The 19,128-nt window shown below is 69.6% G+C and carries 16 protein-coding genes, 2 tRNA genes and 1 pseudogene; 9 read left to right on the top strand and 10 right to left on the bottom strand.

Features of this window, described 5'->3' with window-relative positions:
• Positions 1 to 426 precede the first annotated feature (426 nt).
• Positions 427 to 1,647 carry a chitinase gene (locus tag F9C12_RS35000; protein ID WP_409463281.1) on the top strand — a complete coding sequence of 407 codons (1,221 nt, stop codon included), beginning with the start codon at positions 427 to 429 and terminating at the stop codon, positions 1,645 to 1,647.
• Between the two features lie 66 nt (positions 1,648 to 1,713).
• Here the strand turns inward: F9C12_RS35000 and F9C12_RS34995 are convergent, their stop codons facing one another.
• The 4 genes from F9C12_RS34995 to F9C12_RS34980 form a co-directional block, all read right to left on the bottom strand.
• On the bottom strand, positions 1,714 to 2,820 hold the full coding sequence (locus F9C12_RS34995; RefSeq protein ID WP_409467126.1) for a dihydrofolate reductase family protein: 1,107 nt from the start codon (positions 2,818 to 2,820) through the stop codon (positions 1,714 to 1,716).
• A 32-nt stretch (positions 2,821 to 2,852) separates the two neighbouring features.
• A complete protein-coding gene (locus F9C12_RS34990) occupies positions 2,853 to 4,085 on the bottom strand; it encodes an aldehyde dehydrogenase family protein (protein WP_409186025.1) in 1,233 nt (410 codons plus the stop codon).
• Between the two features lie 670 nt (positions 4,086 to 4,755).
• Entirely contained in the window at positions 4,756 to 5,472 is a 717-nt protein-coding gene (locus F9C12_RS34985) for a M50 family metallopeptidase (protein ID WP_409467125.1), read from the bottom strand.
• Between the two features lie 208 nt (positions 5,473 to 5,680).
• The gene (locus F9C12_RS34980; RefSeq protein WP_409186024.1) at positions 5,681 to 6,607 is read right to left on the bottom strand and encodes a DNA-3-methyladenine glycosylase family protein; all 927 of its coding nucleotides are present in this window, start codon (positions 6,605 to 6,607) and stop codon (positions 5,681 to 5,683) included.
• A gap of 166 nt (positions 6,608 to 6,773) precedes the next feature.
• Between F9C12_RS34980 and F9C12_RS34975 the strand changes: the two genes are divergently transcribed.
• From F9C12_RS34975 to F9C12_RS34960, 4 genes are all read left to right on the top strand, one after another.
• On the top strand, positions 6,774 to 7,535 hold the full coding sequence (locus tag F9C12_RS34975) for a class I SAM-dependent methyltransferase (protein WP_409463280.1): 762 nt from the start codon (positions 6,774 to 6,776) through the stop codon (positions 7,533 to 7,535).
• A gap of 37 nt (positions 7,536 to 7,572) precedes the next feature.
• A complete protein-coding gene (locus F9C12_RS34970; protein WP_409463279.1) occupies positions 7,573 to 8,895 on the top strand; it encodes a M20 family metallopeptidase in 1,323 nt (440 codons plus the stop codon).
• A 116-nt stretch (positions 8,896 to 9,011) separates the two neighbouring features.
• Positions 9,012 to 9,575 (top strand): histone H1-like repetitive region-containing protein, encoded by a 564-nt coding sequence (locus F9C12_RS34965; protein WP_409463278.1) that lies wholly within the window; start codon positions 9,012 to 9,014, stop codon positions 9,573 to 9,575.
• A gap of 947 nt (positions 9,576 to 10,522) precedes the next feature.
• Positions 10,523 to 11,392, top strand: coding sequence for a S1C family serine protease (locus F9C12_RS34960; protein WP_409463277.1), 870 nt, complete (start codon positions 10,523 to 10,525; stop codon positions 11,390 to 11,392).
• Between the two features lie 118 nt (positions 11,393 to 11,510).
• On the opposite strand, the gene F9C12_RS34955 is transcribed toward F9C12_RS34960, so the two are convergent.
• Complete coding sequence (locus F9C12_RS34955; RefSeq protein ID WP_409186020.1) at positions 11,511 to 11,897, bottom strand: DUF3224 domain-containing protein; 387 nt, start codon at positions 11,895 to 11,897, stop codon at positions 11,511 to 11,513.
• Positions 11,898 to 11,970: 73 nt separating this feature from the next.
• Positions 11,971 to 13,512 (bottom strand): helicase HerA-like domain-containing protein, encoded by a 1,542-nt coding sequence (locus tag F9C12_RS34950; protein WP_409186019.1) that lies wholly within the window; start codon positions 13,510 to 13,512, stop codon positions 11,971 to 11,973.
• Between the two features lie 118 nt (positions 13,513 to 13,630).
• Here F9C12_RS34950 and orn point away from each other — a divergent pair, with 118 nt between their 5' ends.
• The 3 genes from orn to F9C12_RS34935 all read left to right on the top strand — a co-directional run bounded on the left by orn (position 13,631) and on the right by F9C12_RS34935 (position 14,732).
• Positions 13,631 to 14,239 (top strand): oligoribonuclease, encoded by a 609-nt coding sequence (orn, locus tag F9C12_RS34945; RefSeq protein WP_409186018.1) that lies wholly within the window; start codon positions 13,631 to 13,633, stop codon positions 14,237 to 14,239.
• A 74-nt stretch (positions 14,240 to 14,313) separates the two neighbouring features.
• Positions 14,314 to 14,386, top strand: a tRNA-His gene (locus tag F9C12_RS34940).
• A gap of 273 nt (positions 14,387 to 14,659) precedes the next feature.
• Positions 14,660 to 14,732 (top strand) — tRNA-Lys (locus tag F9C12_RS34935).
• Positions 14,733 to 14,974: 242 nt separating this feature from the next.
• On the opposite strand, the pseudogene F9C12_RS34930 reads toward F9C12_RS34935, so the two are convergent.
• The 4 genes and pseudogenes from F9C12_RS34930 to F9C12_RS34915 all read right to left on the bottom strand — a co-directional run.
• Positions 14,975 to 15,472: pseudogene (locus F9C12_RS34930) on the bottom strand (tyrosine-type recombinase/integrase); the annotation flags it as partial.
• A 965-nt stretch (positions 15,473 to 16,437) separates the two neighbouring features.
• A complete protein-coding gene (locus tag F9C12_RS34925; protein ID WP_409463276.1) occupies positions 16,438 to 16,665 on the bottom strand; it encodes a DNA-binding protein in 228 nt (75 codons plus the stop codon).
• The gene (locus tag F9C12_RS34920) at positions 16,662 to 17,489 is read right to left on the bottom strand and encodes a DNA-methyltransferase (RefSeq protein ID WP_409463275.1); all 828 of its coding nucleotides are present in this window, start codon (positions 17,487 to 17,489) and stop codon (positions 16,662 to 16,664) included. Before F9C12_RS34920 ends, F9C12_RS34925 begins: the two co-directional genes overlap by 4 nt.
• Positions 17,486 to 18,046 carry a DNA-methyltransferase gene (locus F9C12_RS34915; RefSeq protein ID WP_409463274.1) on the bottom strand — a complete coding sequence of 187 codons (561 nt, stop codon included), beginning with the start codon at positions 18,044 to 18,046 and terminating at the stop codon, positions 17,486 to 17,488. Before F9C12_RS34915 ends, F9C12_RS34920 begins: the two co-directional genes overlap by 4 nt.
• A 731-nt stretch (positions 18,047 to 18,777) precedes the next feature.
• On the opposite strand from F9C12_RS34915, the gene F9C12_RS34910 reads away from it, so the two are divergent.
• Complete coding sequence (locus tag F9C12_RS34910) at positions 18,778 to 19,116, top strand: hypothetical protein (protein ID WP_409463273.1); 339 nt, start codon at positions 18,778 to 18,780, stop codon at positions 19,114 to 19,116.
• The last annotated feature ends 12 nt before the right edge of the window (positions 19,117 to 19,128 follow it).

Genomic DNA, 19,128 nt, shown 5'->3' with positions numbered 1-19,128 from the left:
AACACCCCACCCCTGCGAACGCCAACCGGAACCACCCCAGCCGCCCCGCTCTACCGCCAAGCCCGCCCGGCCCATCCCCGCCACCACCACTGCTCCCGCCACCACTCCCCGAACCGCCCGAGCCTCCCCCGCCGCCCGGCCGCGGTGTTCGCCCGGCGGCTCCGTCCCGCACTGGTCCAGTCCAACCGCACCGTTACCGTCTCCCCCTTCTCCCCAGCGAACCGCTCTCCAGCGGACCACTCGCCCCCGCGGTCCGCGTCCTTTCGCGCGGAACCGTTGCGCCGCAAGGGTGAACCCGCCGCACCGAATTCCGGCATACCTCCCGAACCAGCCCCCCGCCGGACAAGAGCAGCCGACCGCACCTTGACTTCATAATGGTCTAGTCCAATGCTTACCGCAGTCATTTTCCGAAATGCCGGAGGACAGATGCAGCGAAGCAGACTGGCCGCCACCCTCGTCGCCGCCGCTGCCGTGGCCGGAGCAGCTGCCGTCGTGGCCGCGACCGCCCATGCGCAGACCGGGACGCCGACCGGCCTCGACAACAACTGGTACGCCGCCGCGCCGTACCTCATGCCGCAGAGCAACAACCCGCCCGACCCGGTGACCGTCATGAACGCGACCGGGCAGAAGGCGTTCCAGCTGGCGTTCATCCTCGCGCCGAAGAGCGGCGGATGCAGCCCCACCTGGGACGGCACCTCGCCGGTTTCCTCGGACACGACCGTCGGCGACGCGATCAACCGCATCCGCGGCAACGGCGGCGACGTGTCGGTTTCGGTCGGCGGCTACGGCGGCACGAAACTGGGCCAGACCTGCGGCACCGTCGACGCGACCGCCGCCGCCTACCAGCAGGTCGTGACGAAGTACAACCTGAAAGCCATCGACTTCGACCTCGAAGAACCCGAATACGAAAACACCGCGGCCATCGCGAACGAACTCGGCGCCGCGAAGAAGCTGCAGGCGGACAACCCCGGGCTGTTCGTCTCGGTGACCATGCCGGGCACCGCGGCGGGCACCGGCTGGTTCGGCACCCAGCTGCTGGACCAGGCGAAGTCGATCGGCTTCTCCCCCAACAACTTCTCGATCATGCCGTTCGACGGCGGCTTCAACGGCGGCGGCGCGTCGCAGGTCTCGGCGCTCGAAGCGTTCCACGGCCTGCTCCAAAGCCATCTCGGCTGGGACAGCGAAACCGCGTATTCGCACGAGGGTTTCTCGGGCATGAACGGGAAATCCGACACGTCGGAATACTTCAACGTTTCCGATTTCCAGACCGTGTACGACTACGCGACCAGCCACCACCTCGGCCGGTTCACTTTCTGGGCGGTGAACCGCGACCGGCAATGCACGACGACGACCGACAACAGCGTGTGCTCGAACGTCCAGCAAAACGACTGGGACTTCACGAAATTCACCACCCGCTTCGCCGGCGCGACCCCGCCGCAGACCACTCCGCCGACGAGCCCGACCAGTCCGACCAGCAATCCTCCGGGCACCTGTTCGGCACCGGAATGGCAGAAAACGCAGGTCTACACCGGCGGCGGGGTGGTCGCGCACAATGGCCACAAATGGACCGCGAAATGGTGGACCCAGGGCGAGGAACCGGGTACGACCGGGCAGTGGGGCGTCTGGACCGACAACGGAGGCTGCTGACCGATTGATTTTCCGGATCGGGCGCTGCGGATTCCGTGCGGCAGCGCCCGATCCGTCAGTCGCGGATCAGGGCCGGACGCCCGGAAGATGCGTATTGGCCCGGCGGACTTCCGAAGCCAGCGCCGGGACTTCGATCACCCGCCGCCCGGCCGCGACAAGCCGCTCGACCCCTTCGGCCTCGACGAACAGCGACGGTTCCCGCCAAGCCATCACCACTCGCGGAATGGCCGTCTCGAGGATCAGCTGCGTGCAGCTTTTGGGGTGGGACGCGCGGTCGCTGCACGGTTCGAGCGAGCTGTACATGGTCGCGCCGGCGAGCCGCGGATCGTGCGGATCGAGCTTCGCCAGCGCGGCTTCTTCCGCGTGGTTGCGCGGATCGCCCTCGCCCGAATGCCCGGTGGCGAGCACCGTGCCGTCCGGCAAACCGACGACCGCGCCGACCCGGAACGTCGAACTCGGCGGGCATTCGTCGGCGAGTTCGATGGCCTGGCGCAACCGCAGCAGATCGAGCGACGACGGTTCAGCCGCGGCGCGATACCGCAGCACCGCGACGTCCCCGAGCCGCCGCACTTCCGTCAGTTCCAGCGGCCGGGGGAACGCACCCGGCCCGAGAAACCGCGGCGCCCGCGGGTCGCCGACCATGACCGGCGCGATCGCGAGCCGGATCTCGTCGGCGAGCCCGGCGTCGAGGAACTGCGTGTGCACCGCGCCGCCGCCCTCGACGAGCAGCGTCCGGATCCCCCGCTCGCCGAGGTCGTCCAGGACGTGCTCGAGCCGCGGCGGACTGCCGACCTCCACCACGGTCGCGACCGCGCTCAGGCTGTCCGCGCTTCCTCGCGGCGCGTAGACGAGCTTTTCGGTGTCGCCGACGGTGAAGAACCGCGACGCCGGATCCAGCTTGCCGCTGTTCGTGACCGTCACCTTGACCGGCTGCTCCGGCCGCCCCGCCGCGACCCGCTCGCGACGCAGTGCGGCAGAGCGCACGAGAAGCCGCGGGTTGTCGGCCCGCACCGTGCCCGCGCCGACGAGGATCGCGTCGGCCTCGGCGCGCAGCCGGTCGACCTCCGCGAAGTCGTCCTCGTTGGACAGGAGCAGACGGGTGCTGCCGGCGTCGTCGAGGTAGCCGTCCAGCGATTGCGCCGCGGACAGCAGGACGTGCGGCCGCCCGGTCATCGTGCCCATCCGCTCATCGTGCTCCGGCCAGGTCAGGCAGGCATTACGGCGTACTGGCGGACGTACAGGTCGGTGTAGGTCACCGGCCCGCGCGGCCCCGGCACCCGGTCGAGGTTGATGCCGGTTTCGGGCACCGCGAGCAGCTTGAAGCCGTCCAGCAGCCGGGTCGGCGCGTTCCAGAACACGCCCGTGCCGGTGTACCCGTCGAAGAACTGCTCCGCGGCCGCCGGGTTCTCGGTCGCGATCCCCGCGGCGAGCCCGGACGTGCGCTCGTTCGCGATCTCGACCGCGTCGACGAGCCCGCCGACCTTCTCCACGGTGACCGTCGCCTCCCGCTCGGAGTCCAGCGCCCACTCGTAGCCGATCGGGTGCTCGTGCGGCGCGAGCGAGGGCGTGACGCCGCGCTCGGCCAGCGCCGACTCGATCTGCGGCCACACCGTGTCGTGCACGTCCTCGTGGATCAGCAGCAGGTTCAGCCGGTTGCAGACGCCGAGCCGGTCAAGGCTCGAGTACACCAGGTCGCGGACCTTGTCCGCGTCCGCCGCGACGTCGACGTACAGCACTCCGCCACCGTCGGCATGCGCCAACGTGCGCACCCCGTGCACCGCGGCCTCGGTCGCCAGCGCGCGCGTGCTGTCGCCGCTGCCGCGCAGGATGACGAGCGGCACGAGCCCCGGCAACCGAACCAGCGCCGACGCCGCCTCCCGCTCCACGCGCGGCACCAGCTGCACGACGTCCGGGTTGATCCCGGCCGCCTCGAGCGCGGGTGCGATCACGACGTCCCGCAACCGCTGCGCCGACCCCAGCGCCGCCGACCCGGTCCGCAGCACGCCGCCGTTGCGCGACTTGACCAGCTGCGACGCCACGTCGACCGTCACGTTCGGCCGCGCCTCGTAGTTCGCGCCGATGACGCCCACCGGCCGCCGCCGCTCGACCAGCCGCAGCCCACCGTCCAAGGCGGACACGTCGACGGACCGCTCCTGGTGCGGAGCGCCGGCCAGCAGCCGCAGCTGCGAGGCCATCCCGTCGAGCCGCTCGGGAGTGATGGTGAGCCGGTCGAGCAGACCGGCGCTCATCCCGTCGGCCGTAGCCTTGGCCACGTCGGCCCGGTTGGCCTCGAGCACCTCGTCCCGGTGCGCGACGAGCCGCTCCGCCATCCCGACGAGCGCCGCGTCCACCGCGTCGTCCCCGGCGGCAGCCAACGACGGCGCAGCCGCCTTCGCCGCCCGCGCACACTCCTCGACGGCCTTCGCGACCTCGTCCATCGCCTGTCTCCCTCCGCGGCTCAACAGACGTCCAGTCTGCCGTACCGCCCACCTGGAGAGACGACGGGCTCAGCCCTCGGGACACTCGCGACCCCAGCCTCCTGGTCGGTGCCATGGTCGACAACGCCGTCGCTCACGACCGGGGTGCCCGTGCCTGCGGTCTGCCACCACTGCCTCAGCCGCGGGTCAGGTCGGTCCCTCGCTCTACCAGGACACAGGCCCGCGAACACCGTCACGCCGCCCGTTGTCGCTGGATCCACCGAGCTTGCGGCCAGCAGAGGCTCCGCGCAGCACTCGAGACCACAGCTCATGCCGCCCGATGGACCCCGCAGGTCAGCACCACGTCAGCCCGCAGGGCCAACCGCCGACCGCAGCGCCCAATCATCTCGACCGCACCGCCGAGCCATCTCGGCCGCTTCGCCGAGCATCTCGGCTGCACCGCCCAGCCATCTCGACCGCTCCGCCCGGCCGCCGACCGCATCACCAGCTACCAGCCGCTCCGCCCAGCTCACGAGCGCGCCGCCCGGCCATCGGTCACACCGCCGTCCTCAGCGGACCCCGCGGACCCCCGACCGGCTCAGCTGCGACTCCGCGACCAGCACAACCCGACCACGCGACCGAGCCACCGCCCCGGGTCAGCTCACCGAAAGCCGGACCCTCAGCGCCCGCGTCACAACGCCAGCGGCTGCAGCAACCACAACCCACCCGCGATGACGCAGCTCACCGTGAGCACACCGAACACCAGCACCCACAACACCGCGGGCACAGCGGTCAACCGGCTCAGCTGATCGGCGTCGGAGTCCCGCGCCTGGCCACGCCGCCGTTTGAGCTGAAGCTCCACCACCGGCCGGACTCCGCCGAACAGCAGGAACCAGGTCAGCAGGTACACGAACGGCGCCTGCACCACCTTCGGCGCGACCAGAGCCACCAGCCCGAGCACCACCGCGCTCGCCACCACCGTGAACACGCCATAGGCATTGCGCACCATGATCAGCACACCCAGGAGCAGCAACGCGACGAGCACGAGCACCGCGGTGATCAGGTCAGCCCCGACCAGGCTCGCGAACAGCAGTCCCAAGACCGACGGCGCGACGTACCCGGCCAAGGCCGTGAACGCCATGCCCGGCCCCTCAGGCTTCCCGCGCGACACGGTGACCCCGGAGGTGTCCGAGTGCAGCCGGATCGAACGCAGCCGCCGTCCGACCGTCACCGCGGCCAGCGCGTGGCCTGCCTCGTGCACGATCGTGATGACATTGCGGGCGAACCGCCAGGGCGTCCCGCCGGCCAGCACCACCAGCAACGCGATACCGCCGGTGACCAACGTGATGACGCTCGGCGTGTTCGCCTGTTCCAGCGCCGCGCCGACTGTCCCAGTGTCCGCGGCCATGGCCGCACCAGAGATTTCCCCGGTGCCCGGTCGAGCACTGAGCACAGTCGAGACGGCGAGTGCAGGCGTAGTCACGCGGACACCTCACCACAGGCCTTATTTGGCCGCGGTGAGTGCCCGGGCGTCACCCGTCGACCGCGATTCGGTATGGGGCGCGGCCTCATTCCATGGCGTCTCCCTCCTGTCGATCCGCGACTTCAACCACCACTCAGTCCGCCACCTCCGCAGACGCCGACGCCCGCAACCGATCGAGCCGGAAAAGGTGGGCGACCCACGACCGGTACGGACGCCAGTCCTCAGCCAGCGGTTCAAGCTCGTCCGGCGGTGTTCCGGGCGGCAACGCGTACTCCGCGCACAGAATCTGGTGGAGCTGGGTGTCGAGCCGGGGGAACAGATCGGGGTGTCCCGCGCCGTGCAGCAGGATCTGCTCGGCGGAGAACGCTCCGATGCCCGGGATCGCGCACAGCCGGGTCATCGCGTCGGGAACCGGCAACGCCAGCAGCTCCTCGGCGTCCAGCCGGCCGTCGGCAGCAGCCCGCGCGACCGCTCGAAGGCGAGCGAGGCGGAACGGCCCCAGCGACGGTTCGTCACCCAGCTCGGCCAGAATCTGTGGCGAGGGAAAGGAAAATGGCCCGTCCTCGCCGATCTGACGGCCATGCCGCACAGCGAGCTGCTCGCGCAACCGCATCGCCTGCCGGACTCGCATTCCTTGCGTGAGCACGGCCCAGCAGGCCGCTTCGTACGGCGACGAATGCAGCACCGGGCGCGCACCGCTGTGGCGAGCGTGCAGCCGCCGGACCACCGAGTCGCGGCTCGCGACCTCGGCGAACCCGGACTCGTCGACATCGAGCGAAAGCATCCGGCTCACCTGCGCGACCACGCGCGCGGCGATCTCCACCGGCGCCGCCACGCCGACTTCGACCGTGCCCGGGGATCTCTGCCGGATCGCGGCACCGGCGTGGGTCCAGGTCCCCTCGACCGGGAACGCCACCCGCAGCACGCCCGGTTCGGCGGCGAAGGATCCCGCCGGGCCGGCCCCGGCGAGCCACTGCGACGCGGCGCTCAGGTCGAAGGCCCCGTGCACGGCGATTTCGCCGGTGGGCAGGTCGATCGGACGCAGGATCGGTGCGGTCATCAGTCAGTCCTCCTCGCTGGCCTCCGCGGGTCGGAGACCGTGCGGACGACGTTAGGAACAGGCACCGACAATGCCGAGCCTCGAACGCTTGATCGGACAGATCTTCACTCGAACGAGTGAGCCGTCGATGCCGCATACTGCCGGTATCCCCACCGAGAGGACCCCCGTGCCGCACCACAGCACCCAGCAACGGCTCGCCGATCTGCTCAGCGAGCCGGCCACGACAGCCGACGGATTCCTCGACACGCTCGGCGACGCCGCCCAGGCCGGCCCGCCCACCGGGCTCACTCAGCGGCTCATGCGCACCACGCTGCTGCCGCAGGTCTACGAACGCTATTGGAGGCCCGTGCTCGGCCGCGTCCTCAAAGGCCTCGGCGGCCCGAGCATGGCCGGCGAAGTCGCTCTGGCCGCCGAGCGGCTCGCGCTGCAACCGGGTCAGGTCGTGCTCGACGTCGCGTGCGGAACCGGCCGGTTCACACGCGCGTTCGGGGCGGCCGTAGGGCCGGACGGACTCGCGATCGGCCTCGACGGCGCGCGCAGCATGCTTTCGCGCGCGGTCGAAGAAACTGATTCGCCGAACGTCGCTTACCTTCGCGCCGACGCCGTCGAACCGCCACTGCGTTCGTCCACTGTAGACGCTATTTGCTGTTTCGCCGCCCTGCACATGTTCGCCGAGCCGGAACGGGCACTCGATTCGTTCGCCCGCATTCTGCGTCCCGGCGGCCGGATCGTCCTGCTCACGAGCGCCCGCCGAGACTGCCAGCCGGCCCGGATCGCCGACACCGCAGGAGGAATCGTCAGCGGGCAACGCATGTTCGACCGCGGGGAGATCGCGGCCGGCCTGCGCGCACGCGGCTTCGACGAGGTCCGCGAACAGTACTTCGGCGTGGCCCAACTCGTCTCCGGCCGGCTGCCTGACGTGCGATGATCCATTTTTGTCGGGGTTCGGCGATAGCATTCCCCGCATGACCCACGCCGCTCCTGTCCCGCCCGACGACAGCCACCTCCGTTCCCTCATCGAAGCCACCGCCGACGCCGTGGCCGCCGCCGAACCGCTCGGCTCCGAATACGCCGGAGCCGACGCGGAAACCCGTGCTGCGGTTGAAGAAGAAGTGCGCGCCCGAGCGAACGAACTCGTCGCGCTCAGCCAGGATCTGCACGCGCATCCGGAGGAAGGGTTCGCCGAACACCGGTCAGTCGGCGCGCTCGCCGAATTGCTGCGAGCCCATGGACACGAGGTCACCGTCGGGCTCGGCGGGCTGGACACCGCGCTGCGCACCGGAACCCCGGACAACGACGGCCCGCACATCGCGGTCCTGTCCGAGTACGACGCCTTGCCCGGATTGGGGCATGGCTGCGGACACAACGTCATCTGCACTGCCGGAGCCGGCGGGTTCCTCGGCGCGGCAGCAGTGGCCGAACAGCTCGGCGGCCGGGTGTCACTGGTGGGCACTCCCGCGGAGGAAGGCGGTGGCGGCAAGGAAACGCTCGCGCGGGCCGGGGTCTTCGACGATGTCGACGCGGTGATCATGCTGCACCCGTTCAGCCACGACATCGCGCTGCACCCGTTCCTCGGCAGGCGGCAACTCGAGATGGTGTTCCACGGCGTCGGCGCGCATGCTTCGGCGCAGCCGTTCATGGGGCGCAACGCGCTCGACGCGGCGGTGGCGGCTTATCAAGGAGTATCCGCGCTGCGGCAACAACTGCCGTCGAGCGACCGAGTGCACGGCATCTTCACCGATGGCGGCGCACGGCCGAACGTGATCCCCGAGCGGGCGGCTCTGCTGTTCTATCTCCGGTCGGCGAATCCGGAGACGCTGCGCGACTTGGCCAGCCGGATGACCGCGATCGCTCACGGTGCCGCGGAAATGACTGGCTGCGGGGTGGAATTGCACTGGGACGAGCAGCCGGCGTACCTGCCGATCCGGTTCAACACCACGCTGGCCGGCCGGTGGTCGGTCAATCAACAGGGCACTGGGCGGAAGCCGCTGCCGCCGGGCATCGTGCCGGAGTTCCTGACCGGGAGCACGGATCTCGGCAATCTGTCCTACCGGATGCCCGCGTTGCACCCGATGATCGCGGTGTCCGGGCCGACGGTCGCGTTGCACACCAAGGAATTCGCCGAGGCCGCCGGGTCGCCGACGGGTGACCAGGCGGTCGTCGACGGTGCGCTCGGCCTGGCTCTGACCGCCGCCGACTACCTCGCCGACGCGGAGTTGCGCAAAGCCGTGCACGACGAGTTCGAGGCATCGGGAGGGGCGCTGGACGTGCCGAGGTTCTTTGACTGACAGTTCGTTGGGAGAGACGGGGGGCGCGTGGACGACGGGCTGAGAGGCTCGAAAGGAGGTGCGCCCTGGCCGGTTTGACGGCGCGGGCTGAAGCCTGAGGAGGGTTGGCTGCCGCTGTGACGACGGCGGTTGCGAAGCCTGCGGGTTACGGCACGGCACGGCACGGCACGGCACGGCACGGCACGGCACGGCACGGCACGGCACGGCACGGCACGGCACGGCACGGCACGGCACGGCACGGCACGGCACGGCACGGCACGGCACGGCACGGCACGGCACGGCACGGCACGGCACGGCACGGCACGGCACGGCACGGCACGGCACGGCACGGCACGGCACGGCACGGCACGGCACGGCACGGCACGGCACGGCACGGCACGGCACGGCACGGCACGGCACGGCACGGCACGGCACGGCACGGCACGGCACGGCACGGCACGGCACGGCACGGCACGGCACGGCACGGCACGGCACGGCACGGCACGGCACGGCACGGCACGGCACGGCACGGCACGGCACGGCACGGCACGGCACGGCACGGCACGGCACGGCACGGCACGGCACGGCACGGCACGGCACGGCACGGCACGGCACGGCACGGCACGGCACGGCACGGCACGGCACGGCACGGCACGGCACGGCACGGCACGGACGATGATGCACTGGCTGAGAACGGCTGAGAATTCTCAGCTGATTCTTCTCAGGAAAGCCTGAGGGGTTTCCACAGGCTGCTCATAAGCGCGGGCGCGAATCTTGGTTCATGACCGAGAACGAGAGCCGGCCCGGCCCCGCTACACCCGGTGGGCGCCAGCCGCACCAGAGCAATGAGCAGTACGGCCAGTACCGGGCCGGGTCGAGTCCGTTCGCCGCTGGGCAGGGACATCCTCGCGATGCCGGAGGCAGTCCCGCCGGCCAAGCCGGAGCGCGTGGCGGCGAGCAGGCGGCCGCGAGCGCTCAGCAGGCCGGGCCGGGTGACGCGCGGCCGTCCGGCGGTGCCCAGGCATCCGGACCGGGCGACGCGCGGCCGTCCGGCGGTGCCGAGGCATCCGGACCGGGTGTTGCTCAGCCGCCGCGGCCGGATGCGGCCGCGCAGCTTGGGCCGAACCCCGCGCCCCTGCCAAATCCGCACGCCGCACACCGCCAACCCGGCGCTCCGCACCACCAGGCTGCAGCCATGCGCCAAGAATCTGGCACCCCGCACGACCAGCCTGCAGCCACGCGCCGAGAACCTGGCACCCGGCACCACCAGCCTGGGGCCTCGGCTTACCAGCCCGGCACGCCGCACAACCAGCCCGGGGTACCGGGTTACCAACCGGGCACCCTGCACGACCAACCCGGGACACCGGATAACCAACCAGGCACCCTGCACGACCAACCCGGGACACCGGATAACCAACCAGGCACCCTGCACAACCAACCCAGGACACCGGGTTATCAACCGGGCACCCCACACGATCAACCCGGAAAACCTGGCTACCAGCCAGGCATCCGGCACAGCCAACCCGACGTCCAGCACAACCAGCCTGAGGCCCCGCAACAACCTGGCACACCGGCCAACCGGCCCGGAACCCAGCACAACCAATCCGGACCGCCACACCAGCAACCCGCCACTCCGCACTACGGACCCATGCCACAGCCTGCCGAACCACCGGCAGTCTTGGCTGGCCCGCGGAAGCGGTCCGGTCGTCTGGCCGCGCTCGTCGGAGCCACTGCGCTCGCCGCGGCTCTTCTCGGCGGCGGTGCCGGGGCGGCGATCGTCGGGCTGAGCGGCGGTTCCGGCACGTCCTCGACCACCGCGGCGTCCTCCGCCACCGCGCAGACCGTCGGCAACACCACGGCTTCCGGGGACGTCAGCACTGTCGCCGCGAAGGTGGTGCCCAGTGTCGTTCAGGTGAACGTCGCGACCGGGCGGGGCACGGCGATCGGATCGGGCGTCATCCTGACCTCCGACGGTCGGATCCTCACCAACGCGCACGTCGTGCAGGGCGCGCAAACCGTCACGGTCACCACGTCGGACGGCAAGAAGTACCAGGCGAAGGTCGTCGGCTCGGACACCAAGAGCGACATCGCGGTGCTCCAGGCGCAGGGCGCGAGCGGGCTCACGGCCGCGACGCTCGGGGACTCGAGCAAGCTCGCCGTCGGGCAGCAGGTGATCGCGATCGGGTCGCCGGGCGGGCTGCAGAACACCGTCACCACCGGCATCGTCAGCGCGCTCAACCGGCCGCTTTCCGACGTCGGAGGCGGCGACGAGCAGAACTCGCCGTTCGGCAGGCAGGCCTCGAACGTCACGTCCGGTCCCAGCTACACCGCGATCCAGACCGACGCCTCGATCAACCAGGGCAACTCCGGCGGCGCGCTCGTCGACAGCAAGGGCCAGGTGATCGGCATCAACTCCGCGCTCTACAGCCCGAACTCGTCGGCGGGCAGCGTCGGGATCGGGTTCGCCATCCCGATCAACGACGCCAAGAAGATCGTCGACCAGATCGTCAACGGCTGACCGGAACCCCGGAGGCGGACCGTGGTCGGGGCGGCCCGCCTCCGCTCCTCGCTCTCGGGACAGTGAGGAAACCTGGCCGCTCTCTCCGGGAATTCGGGGCCTGGAGAGAGCGGCTGCTTCACGCGTCCGGCAGCTCGTAGACCAGCGTGAACGTGTGCTTGCCCGCGTCGTCCACGGCGATGTCGGCCGACCCGGAAATCCCCGCCAGCTCGTCCGTGCCCGAGCCGGGAAGCAGGACCAGCGACAGCCCCTCGTCACCGGCCGTGTGCCGGAGCACGAAGCTGCCCTTCCGCCCGTCGACAGAACCGGTGAAGCGCTCGAAGGCGACGTACGCGCGCGACGTCTCGTTCGACGCCGTCAGCATCTCGACCCGGCTGGTCCCCTCGACCGCCCCGGTGAACGACTTCTCGATCACCACCTGCGCGAACGTCGTGCCACCTGCCTCGTCCTGCGCCTGCGGCTCCCATTTGTCCAGCTCGAACGCGGCGACGGCGGTCCTGGTCATGCTCTTGCTCCTCTGCCGGAAACTCGGTCCCGGACAGTCAACCGCCGATACCTGCCATCTCCTGTCAGGTATCTCAGCGCCGCCGGTTGCCGAACAGCCCGCGCGTGAACTCCCGCCCGAGCGAACTCGCCGCCGAGCGCATGAACGACTTCACCGCCGGGTTGCTCAATGCCTGTGCCAGGAACCCCGGTTCTTCCTTCTCCGGCTTGGGCGCGGCCGGCGCCTCGGGTTCCGCGGCCGGCCCGGCGGGCTCAGCGGCGGGCACGGCCTTCGCCGCCAGCTTCTCGTACGCCGACTCGCGGTCGATCGTCTCCCCGTACTTCGCGTTCAGCTCCGACGACGCGACCGCCGCACGGATCGCGTCCGCCCCGATCGACCCCATCTTCGATCGCGGCGCACGCAGCCGCGTCCACGCGACCGGCGTCGGCGCGCCGCGTTCGGACAGCACGGTGACGATCGCCTCGCCGATCCCCAGCGACGTCAGCGCCGTCTCGAGGTCGTAGTGCGGCGACTTCGGATACGTTTTTACCGTGCGCGCCAACGCTTTCTGGTCGTCCGGCGTGAACGCGCGCAACGCGTGCTGCACCCGCGCGCCGAGCTGGGACAGCACGTTGTTCGGGATGTCGGTCGGCAGCTGCGTGCAGAAGAACACGCCGACGCCCTTCGACCGGATGAGCTTTACCGTCTGCTCGATCCGCTCCAGGAACGCCTTCGACGCGTCGGAGAACAGCAGGTGCGCCTCGTCGAAGAAGAACACCAGCTTCGGCTGGTCGAGGTCGCCCTCCTCGGGCAGCTCCTCGAACAGCTCGGCCAGCAGCCACATCAAAAACGTCGAGAACAGCGCCGGTTTGGACTGCAGATTGTCCAGTTCGAGCAGCGTGATGACGCCCTTGCCGTCCTGCTGGCGCATCAGGTCGTGGACGTCCAGCTCGGGCTCGCCGAAGAACTCCTCGCCGCCCTGGGCCTCCAGATTGGACAGTGCGCGCAGGATGACGCCCGCCGTCGCCGCGGACACCCCGCCGATGCCTTTGAGGTCTTCTTTGCCCTCGTCGCTCGTCAGATGCGTGATGACCGACCGCAGGTCCTTGGTGTCCAGCAAGGCGAGACCGCGCTGGTCGGCCCAGTGGAAAATGAGGCCGAGCGTCGATTCCTGCGTCTCGTTGAGCCCGAGCACCTTCGACAGCAGCACCGGCCCGAAGCTGGTGATCGTCGCGCGCACCGGAATCCCGGTCCCGCTGGTGCCGAGCGACAAGAACTGCACCGGACCCGCCGCCGGCGCCCAGTCGTCGCCCAGCTCAGCGGACCGTTTCGCGGTGCGCTCGCTCGCCTCGCCGGGCGCGGACAGCCCGGACAGGTCGCCCTTGACATCGGCCAGCACCACCGGGACCCCGGCCGCGGACAGCTGCTCCGAGATCAGCTGCAGCGTCTTGGTCTTGCCGGTGCCGGTCGCGCCCGCGACCAGGCCGTGCCGGTTCAGCGTCGCGAGCGGCAGCCGGACCGCGGCCGACGCTTCGGTCTTCCCGTCGATCACCACCGCGCCCAGCTCGACGGCCGCCCCGTCGCTCACGTATCCCCGCGCGATCTCCGCCGCTGGTCCCGACGCCTGCTCGGCCACTGGCCGCACCCCGTTCCGAGTCCGAAATCACACCTCGCTTCACTGGCTGACCGAGCGTAACGCGCCGGAAGCCCAGGTGACGCCGCTGATATCCCCGTGTCGGGTTAGGGTGGTGCGGGTGAACGACCATCTTGTCTGGATCGACTGCGAGATGACGGGGCTCGACCTCGGCAAGGACGCGTTGATCGAAATAGCCGCGCTGGTGACCGACGCCGATTTGAACATCCTGGGCGAGGGCGTCGACATCGTCATCCACGCCGACGACGCCAAGCTCGACGGCATGCCGCAGGTCGTCCACGACATGCACGCCAAGTCCGGCCTCACCGACGAGGTCCGCGCCTCGACGACCACGCTCGCCGAGGCCGAGCAGCGCGTGCTCGAGTACATCCGCGAATGGGTGCCGGACCCGGCCAGCGCCCCGCTCGCGGGCAACTCGATCGCCACCGACCGCGGCTTCATCGCCCGCGACATGCCGGAACTCGACAACCACCTGCACTACCGGATGGTCGACGTGTCGTCGGTCAAGGAGCTCGTGCGCCGCTGGTACCCGCGGATCTACTACGCCAAGCCGGAGAAAGGCCTGGCCCACCGCGCGCTCGCGGACATCAAGGAGTCCGTCGGCGAACTCGAGTACTACCGCGCGATCGCCTTCGTCCCCCAGCCCGGCCCGACGAGCGAAGAGGCCAAGGCCGCCGCCGCCGAAGTGCTGGAACGCCACCGAGGGTGACCCCCTGAAAAGCGCTCGCGGGCACCCGCTAGGATTGCTTCCAGCAAGGTGATCGCGAGATCTTTTGCCAGATGGTGGCTATAGCTCAGCTGGTAGAGCACCTGGTTGTGGTCCAGGAGGTCGCGGGTTCGAGCCCCGTTAGCCACCCGTACGCCCCGGCTTCTTTTCGGAGAGGCCGGGGTTTTGTCATTTCCGGGGTATGGTGGCCGGTGCCGGTGTCGCGCAGGTCACGACGACCCCTCGCCCTCCCCCGCCGCGGCCGCGAGGGTCGACGCTGGCCGGGTTCACCCTGGGTCACCACCGCTGACCTGGGCAGTTGCCCCGGCGGACCGAAAAGGGGACCCCCCTGAAACGGGGCCTGAACGCCCTGCTAATCTTTTCCACGTCGCCGAGGGAAACCACAGCGGCGGGAAGCACCAAGCGCCATTAGCTCAATTGGCAGAGCAGCTGGCTCTTAACCAGCGGGTTCGGGGTTCGAGTCCCTGATGGCGCACCCTCACTCCCCAGGTTCGAGAAGTTTTCGACCTGGGGATTTTGGCTTTCTGGAAGCTTTTCTTCCGGTTCCGCACTGTCCATTGTGGTCGTTGGCGAGCCCGAGGCGAGCCCGAGACTTCGCGCCGACTGCCGCGGGATGATCGCCGCCGTCGCCTCCGCCGCCGCGAACGCCACCTGAGGCAGGACCGTGGTGTAGGTGTCGGAAGTGACGGTGATCGAGGAGTGCCGCAGCATCCGCTGCACCACCTTCATCTCCACCCCCGCCGCCAACGCCAGCGTCGCCGCACCGTGGCGCAAATCGTGCAGCCGGATCGGCGGCAACCCCGCTTGGCGGGACAACTCGTAGAACACGTCCGTGACATGCGCCGGGTGCAGGGGACTGCCGTCCCACTGAGTGAAGGCCAGGTCGTGGTCTTTCCACCGTGATCCGAGACGTGCCCGGTCCGCGTCCTGGACAGCCAGATGCTGCGCCAGCACCAGGGCGGTGTCCTGATCGATCGCCACCGCGTTCACCGACTCGTCCGTCTTCGGCGACGACTCCCCCGTCTCCCAACCCCACTGCACGATCTGATTCGACACCCGGACCTCACCAGTAGCGAACCCGATCTCCGAGCGCCGCAGCCCGCAGGCCTCACCCCGCCGCAGGCCGATGTGCGCGATCAGATGGAAGAACGGATACAAGGGATGATGGACCGCGACGTCGAGGAACCGGCCGGTCTGCTCGGGAGTCCACACCATCACCGGGCACGGGATCGCCCCCGTCCGCTGCCACAACTGCACCCGCTCGGCCGTCCACACCAACGGCGTCCACCGCACCGCCGGGGGCAACTCCACCAGCGACGCCACGTTCACCACGAGCAGGCCCTGCTTCACCGGGCGGTTCAGGCACGTCTTCAACGTCCCGTTCATCCGGTGGATCGAGGTCGGACCGACCGGCCGCTGCCACTTCACAGCCGCCACCTTCCGCGGATCCCCGCTCTCCCGATACACCGCAATCAGCTCGTTGTGCTCCTCGATCGCGTCGTACATCGCATCCAAGTGCCGCACCTGCAGCTTCCGCCGCCGCACCTGTCCCAGATGCGGACCCAGATACAACCGCACATGCGACTCATACGACCGGTAGGTGTTGCGCGAGACCTTCCGCTTCTTCGCAGCCAGAAACCCGGCGAACTCCTCCGCCATCAACGGATCGTCGGTCACATCCGCGCCCGCCCGCACCAGCCGACGCATCTCCTCCATGTCCGGGAACCGTTCCCGTTTCGCGAAAGCGAGGGCGATCACGTCGCCGATGTCGCGCCGCAACTCGACGTCGTCCTCGTCCGCGATCGCCAGCAACCCGCGCACCTGCTCCAGCTGGCTCTCCGCTGCAGTGGCCGAGTCGAACCCGCGCCGCCGCCGCGGACGCCGCTGCCCGGCCGCGTCCGGCGGGAGCTCGACGCGGAAACCCCATTGGCCGTGCTTGTAGTTCTTCAGCTTCGGACACGCACTGCCCAACGGTTTCCTGTTCTCGTCCCGGCAATTGCACGTCCGGTACACCGACCCCTCGGTCACCGCACATCATCCCCTCGTCGCAAGGTCTCCTGTGGAACCAGCGGATCTGATCGCTGGGGAGAACATGCTCGCGCTGCGACTGCAGCTCGGGGAAGCCCGAGCTGCAGTCGGATCACCCGATCCGGCGAACCGACCGCCACCGCCCGAACCTGTTACGTCGTCGGCGGTTCCAGGCCGAGCACCCGCAACAACCCCACGGTCGGGACCCTCCATCCGGTTCCCGCTCGCAGGACGGGGCACGGGAATGCCCCGGTGCGCGCGAGCGCGTACGCGGTCGCGCGCCCGATCCGCAACGCCCGCGCGGCCGTCATCAAATCCACCACCGCCGGCAACGCCGCCACCTCCGCCACCGTCATCGGCACCGATTCCTCGACGGTCATGACGCCGCCGCCTCCGCGAGCCGCCGCCGCGCCAGATCACCGCACGCAGGATCCAGATCCACGCCGACGAACGAGCACCCGTGCTCCAACGCCGCGATCCCCGTCGTTCCGCTGCCGCAGAACGGATCCAGCACCACTCCCCCGCGCGGACACCCCAGACGCACGCAACGCCGAGCGATCTCCAACGTCCCCACCGCCGGATGACCTGTGCCCGAACGACCCGCCGGCACCCGCCACACATCCGACCCAGCCTGGTCGAGCACCGAATCCGACGCGAACCAATGCTCCGGCGACCGGGTCAGCAGGAACACCGTCTCGTACCGCTGCGCCAGCCGGTCCCGCACACTCTCCGGACGCGCGTTCGGCTTCTCCCACACCACCGCATTCCGCACCAGCCAACCGTGGTCCTGCAACGACAGCGCTACCCGCCACGGCACGCCCACCAAATCCTTGCGGCGAAACAACGACTGCGGCGGCCGATGCACCCCGTACCCCGTCGCCGCCCGCACCAGAGCAGTGCGCGCGACCGAACCCGGCGCCACGTAATTCCCCCACGAACCGCCGAAGCAATCACCCAGATTCAGCCACACCGTCCCGCCCGGAGCCAGCACCCGCGACAGCTCCCCGAAAACCTCGGCCAGTCGCTCGACATATCCGTCTACCGTGGGCTCGACACCGTATTGCCCGGCGACGCGGTAGTCCCGCAAACCCCAATACGGCGGCGACGTCACGACGCGATCCACCGACCCGGCTGCCATCCCTGCCACCACCTCACGCGCATCGCCGACGCACAACCGCACCGCCGCCCCAGTTCTGGCCGTCATCGGTCACCTCCATGCCTGCCGACGTCCAGCCGCCGCCGTGCGAGGTCGTGGTAGGCGGGGTTGGTGTCTATGCCGGTGAAGCGCCGCCCCAACTCACGCGCCGCGATGCCGGTGGTGCCGCTGCCGCTGAACGGGTCCAGGACGTGACCGCCCGGCGGGCATCCGGCCGCGATGCACCGGCGCGGGATCTCCACCGGCGACGGTGCCGGATGGCCGCCGCGGGTGCGGTCGGGTGGGATGGTCCACACGTTGCCGGGATTGCGCCCCCGCTGCCCGTCGGCGGGTGCGCGGGTCCAGGTTCCGCGGGCCGCATTCGGCTTGGTGCCGCCGCTGTAATGGGCGCGGCGAGACAGGGCACGGTCACCGGTGTAGGGCTGCCGGATCGCTTCGAGGTCGAAGTAGTAGTCCGGTTGCGTGAGGAACAGGAAGAGCATCTCGTGGCGGGTCGCGAGCCGATCGGAGACCGGGGTGGGCGTGGCGTGGGGCTTGTGCCAAACGATCGCCGACCGCAGGATCCACCCGTCGTCCTGCAATGCGAAGGCCAGCCGCCACGGCACCGCTCTGGAAAGGCGGACGTGCTGCCAAGGAAACCGGCGAGTCGCATATCGGAGCGAAATGCGAGGGGTGATGCCGCCAGTTCAGGCAGCGCTGCTATCTGCGGCTGACGGCGCGATTGTGCGATTGACCGGAGCGGACGGGAGTGCGCGCGGACTATGTGCAGCCCGCTTGTCGCGAGCGCAAGAGCCGGCAGTGTCGAATCTGACCTACGACCGCGCTGGGCAGTTCTGGATGGATAGGCGCAGCCAGAGCCTGACGAGGTCGTCTCGGCCCGAGCTCTTACCGAGGGGGCGGTGAAGCTCTCACGAGGTGGCATACGAAGATGTACGTTCCATCAGGCCCTCCGTCTCCATACGACCAGGCTTCCGGCTGACAAGCCCCGTCAGGTTCGGCTGCGCGCTCGAGACCGGTGAGGAAATGCCGCATTTCGAGCAGCCAGTATTGACCGCTCAGGATCACATTTGGTCGCACGGACACCAGGCGGTCTCGGATGCCTTGACTCCGACCTGTGCATTGCCTGGGATTGTCGTGATTGTCGCGCAAACAATGGACGAAAGCGGCCGCTTCGTTGGCACCTAACCCGCCTGCCGACGCGAACACGAACAAATCCGCGCCCGATAATGGGCCAGCCCGGCAAGATGTTCGGCGCGTGAGGGTCCACCCCACAGGGCACGGGACGCACAAGATCAAACCAACCCAGACCAGGTAGCGACAGAAGAAGTGAGCCACCATGCCTGACGTTCCCGTACGCGCCTTGCCAGACATGCAGGCCGGAGCAGGAGCCCCGGTCCCGCGCAACGATGCGGAAGCCGCCCCCACGTCCAGCAGGACGCCGCCGAGCGTTCCGAAGGAGCGGCCGTCCGTCGGCATGCCTGCTTTGCCCTGGGCACCGTGGTGGTTCTGGCCGCTGGGATTCCTAGTCATCTTCGGAATCGACGCTGCCCTGGTGCTCGCGCTGGTCGGCCAGCACCAGAACCTCGCGGTCGCCGTCGGCGTCCCCGGCGCGCTGACCGTCGTCGCGCTCAGCGTGCTGCGTGCGCTCGCCCGCTACATAGACCGACGGGGCTGATGAGGTCGGGAT

The organism is Amycolatopsis sp. GA6-003, from assembly GCF_046267895.1.
Lineage (GTDB): Bacteria > Actinomycetota > Actinomycetes > Mycobacteriales > Pseudonocardiaceae > Amycolatopsis.
This window is presented reverse-complemented; position numbering and strand designations above follow the sequence as displayed.

Coding starts and splice junctions, on each gene's coding strand:
- F9C12_RS35000 (WP_409463281.1), top strand. CDS start 427: ATGCAGCGAAGCAGACTGGCCGCCACCCTCGTCGCCGCCGCTGCCGTG.
- F9C12_RS34995 (WP_409467126.1), bottom strand. CDS start 2,820: ATGACCGGGCGGCCGCACGTCCTGCTGTCCGCGGCGCAATCGCTGGAC.
- F9C12_RS34990 (WP_409186025.1), bottom strand. CDS start 4,085: ATGGACGAGGTCGCGAAGGCCGTCGAGGAGTGTGCGCGGGCGGCGAAG.
- F9C12_RS34985 (WP_409467125.1), bottom strand. CDS start 5,472: ATGGCCGCGGACACTGGGACAGTCGGCGCGGCGCTGGAACAGGCGAAC.
- F9C12_RS34980 (WP_409186024.1), bottom strand. CDS start 6,607: ATGACCGCACCGATCCTGCGTCCGATCGACCTGCCCACCGGCGAAATC.
- F9C12_RS34970 (WP_409463279.1), top strand. CDS start 7,573: ATGACCCACGCCGCTCCTGTCCCGCCCGACGACAGCCACCTCCGTTCC.
- F9C12_RS34960 (WP_409463277.1), top strand. CDS start 10,523: ATGCCACAGCCTGCCGAACCACCGGCAGTCTTGGCTGGCCCGCGGAAG.
- F9C12_RS34955 (WP_409186020.1), bottom strand. CDS start 11,897: ATGACCAGGACCGCCGTCGCCGCGTTCGAGCTGGACAAATGGGAGCCG.
- F9C12_RS34925 (WP_409463276.1), bottom strand. CDS start 16,665: ATGACCGTCGAGGAATCGGTGCCGATGACGGTGGCGGAGGTGGCGGCG.
- F9C12_RS34920 (WP_409463275.1), bottom strand. CDS start 17,489: ATGACGGCCAGAACTGGGGCGGCGGTGCGGTTGTGCGTCGGCGATGCG.
- F9C12_RS34910 (WP_409463273.1), top strand. CDS start 18,778: ATGCCTGACGTTCCCGTACGCGCCTTGCCAGACATGCAGGCCGGAGCA.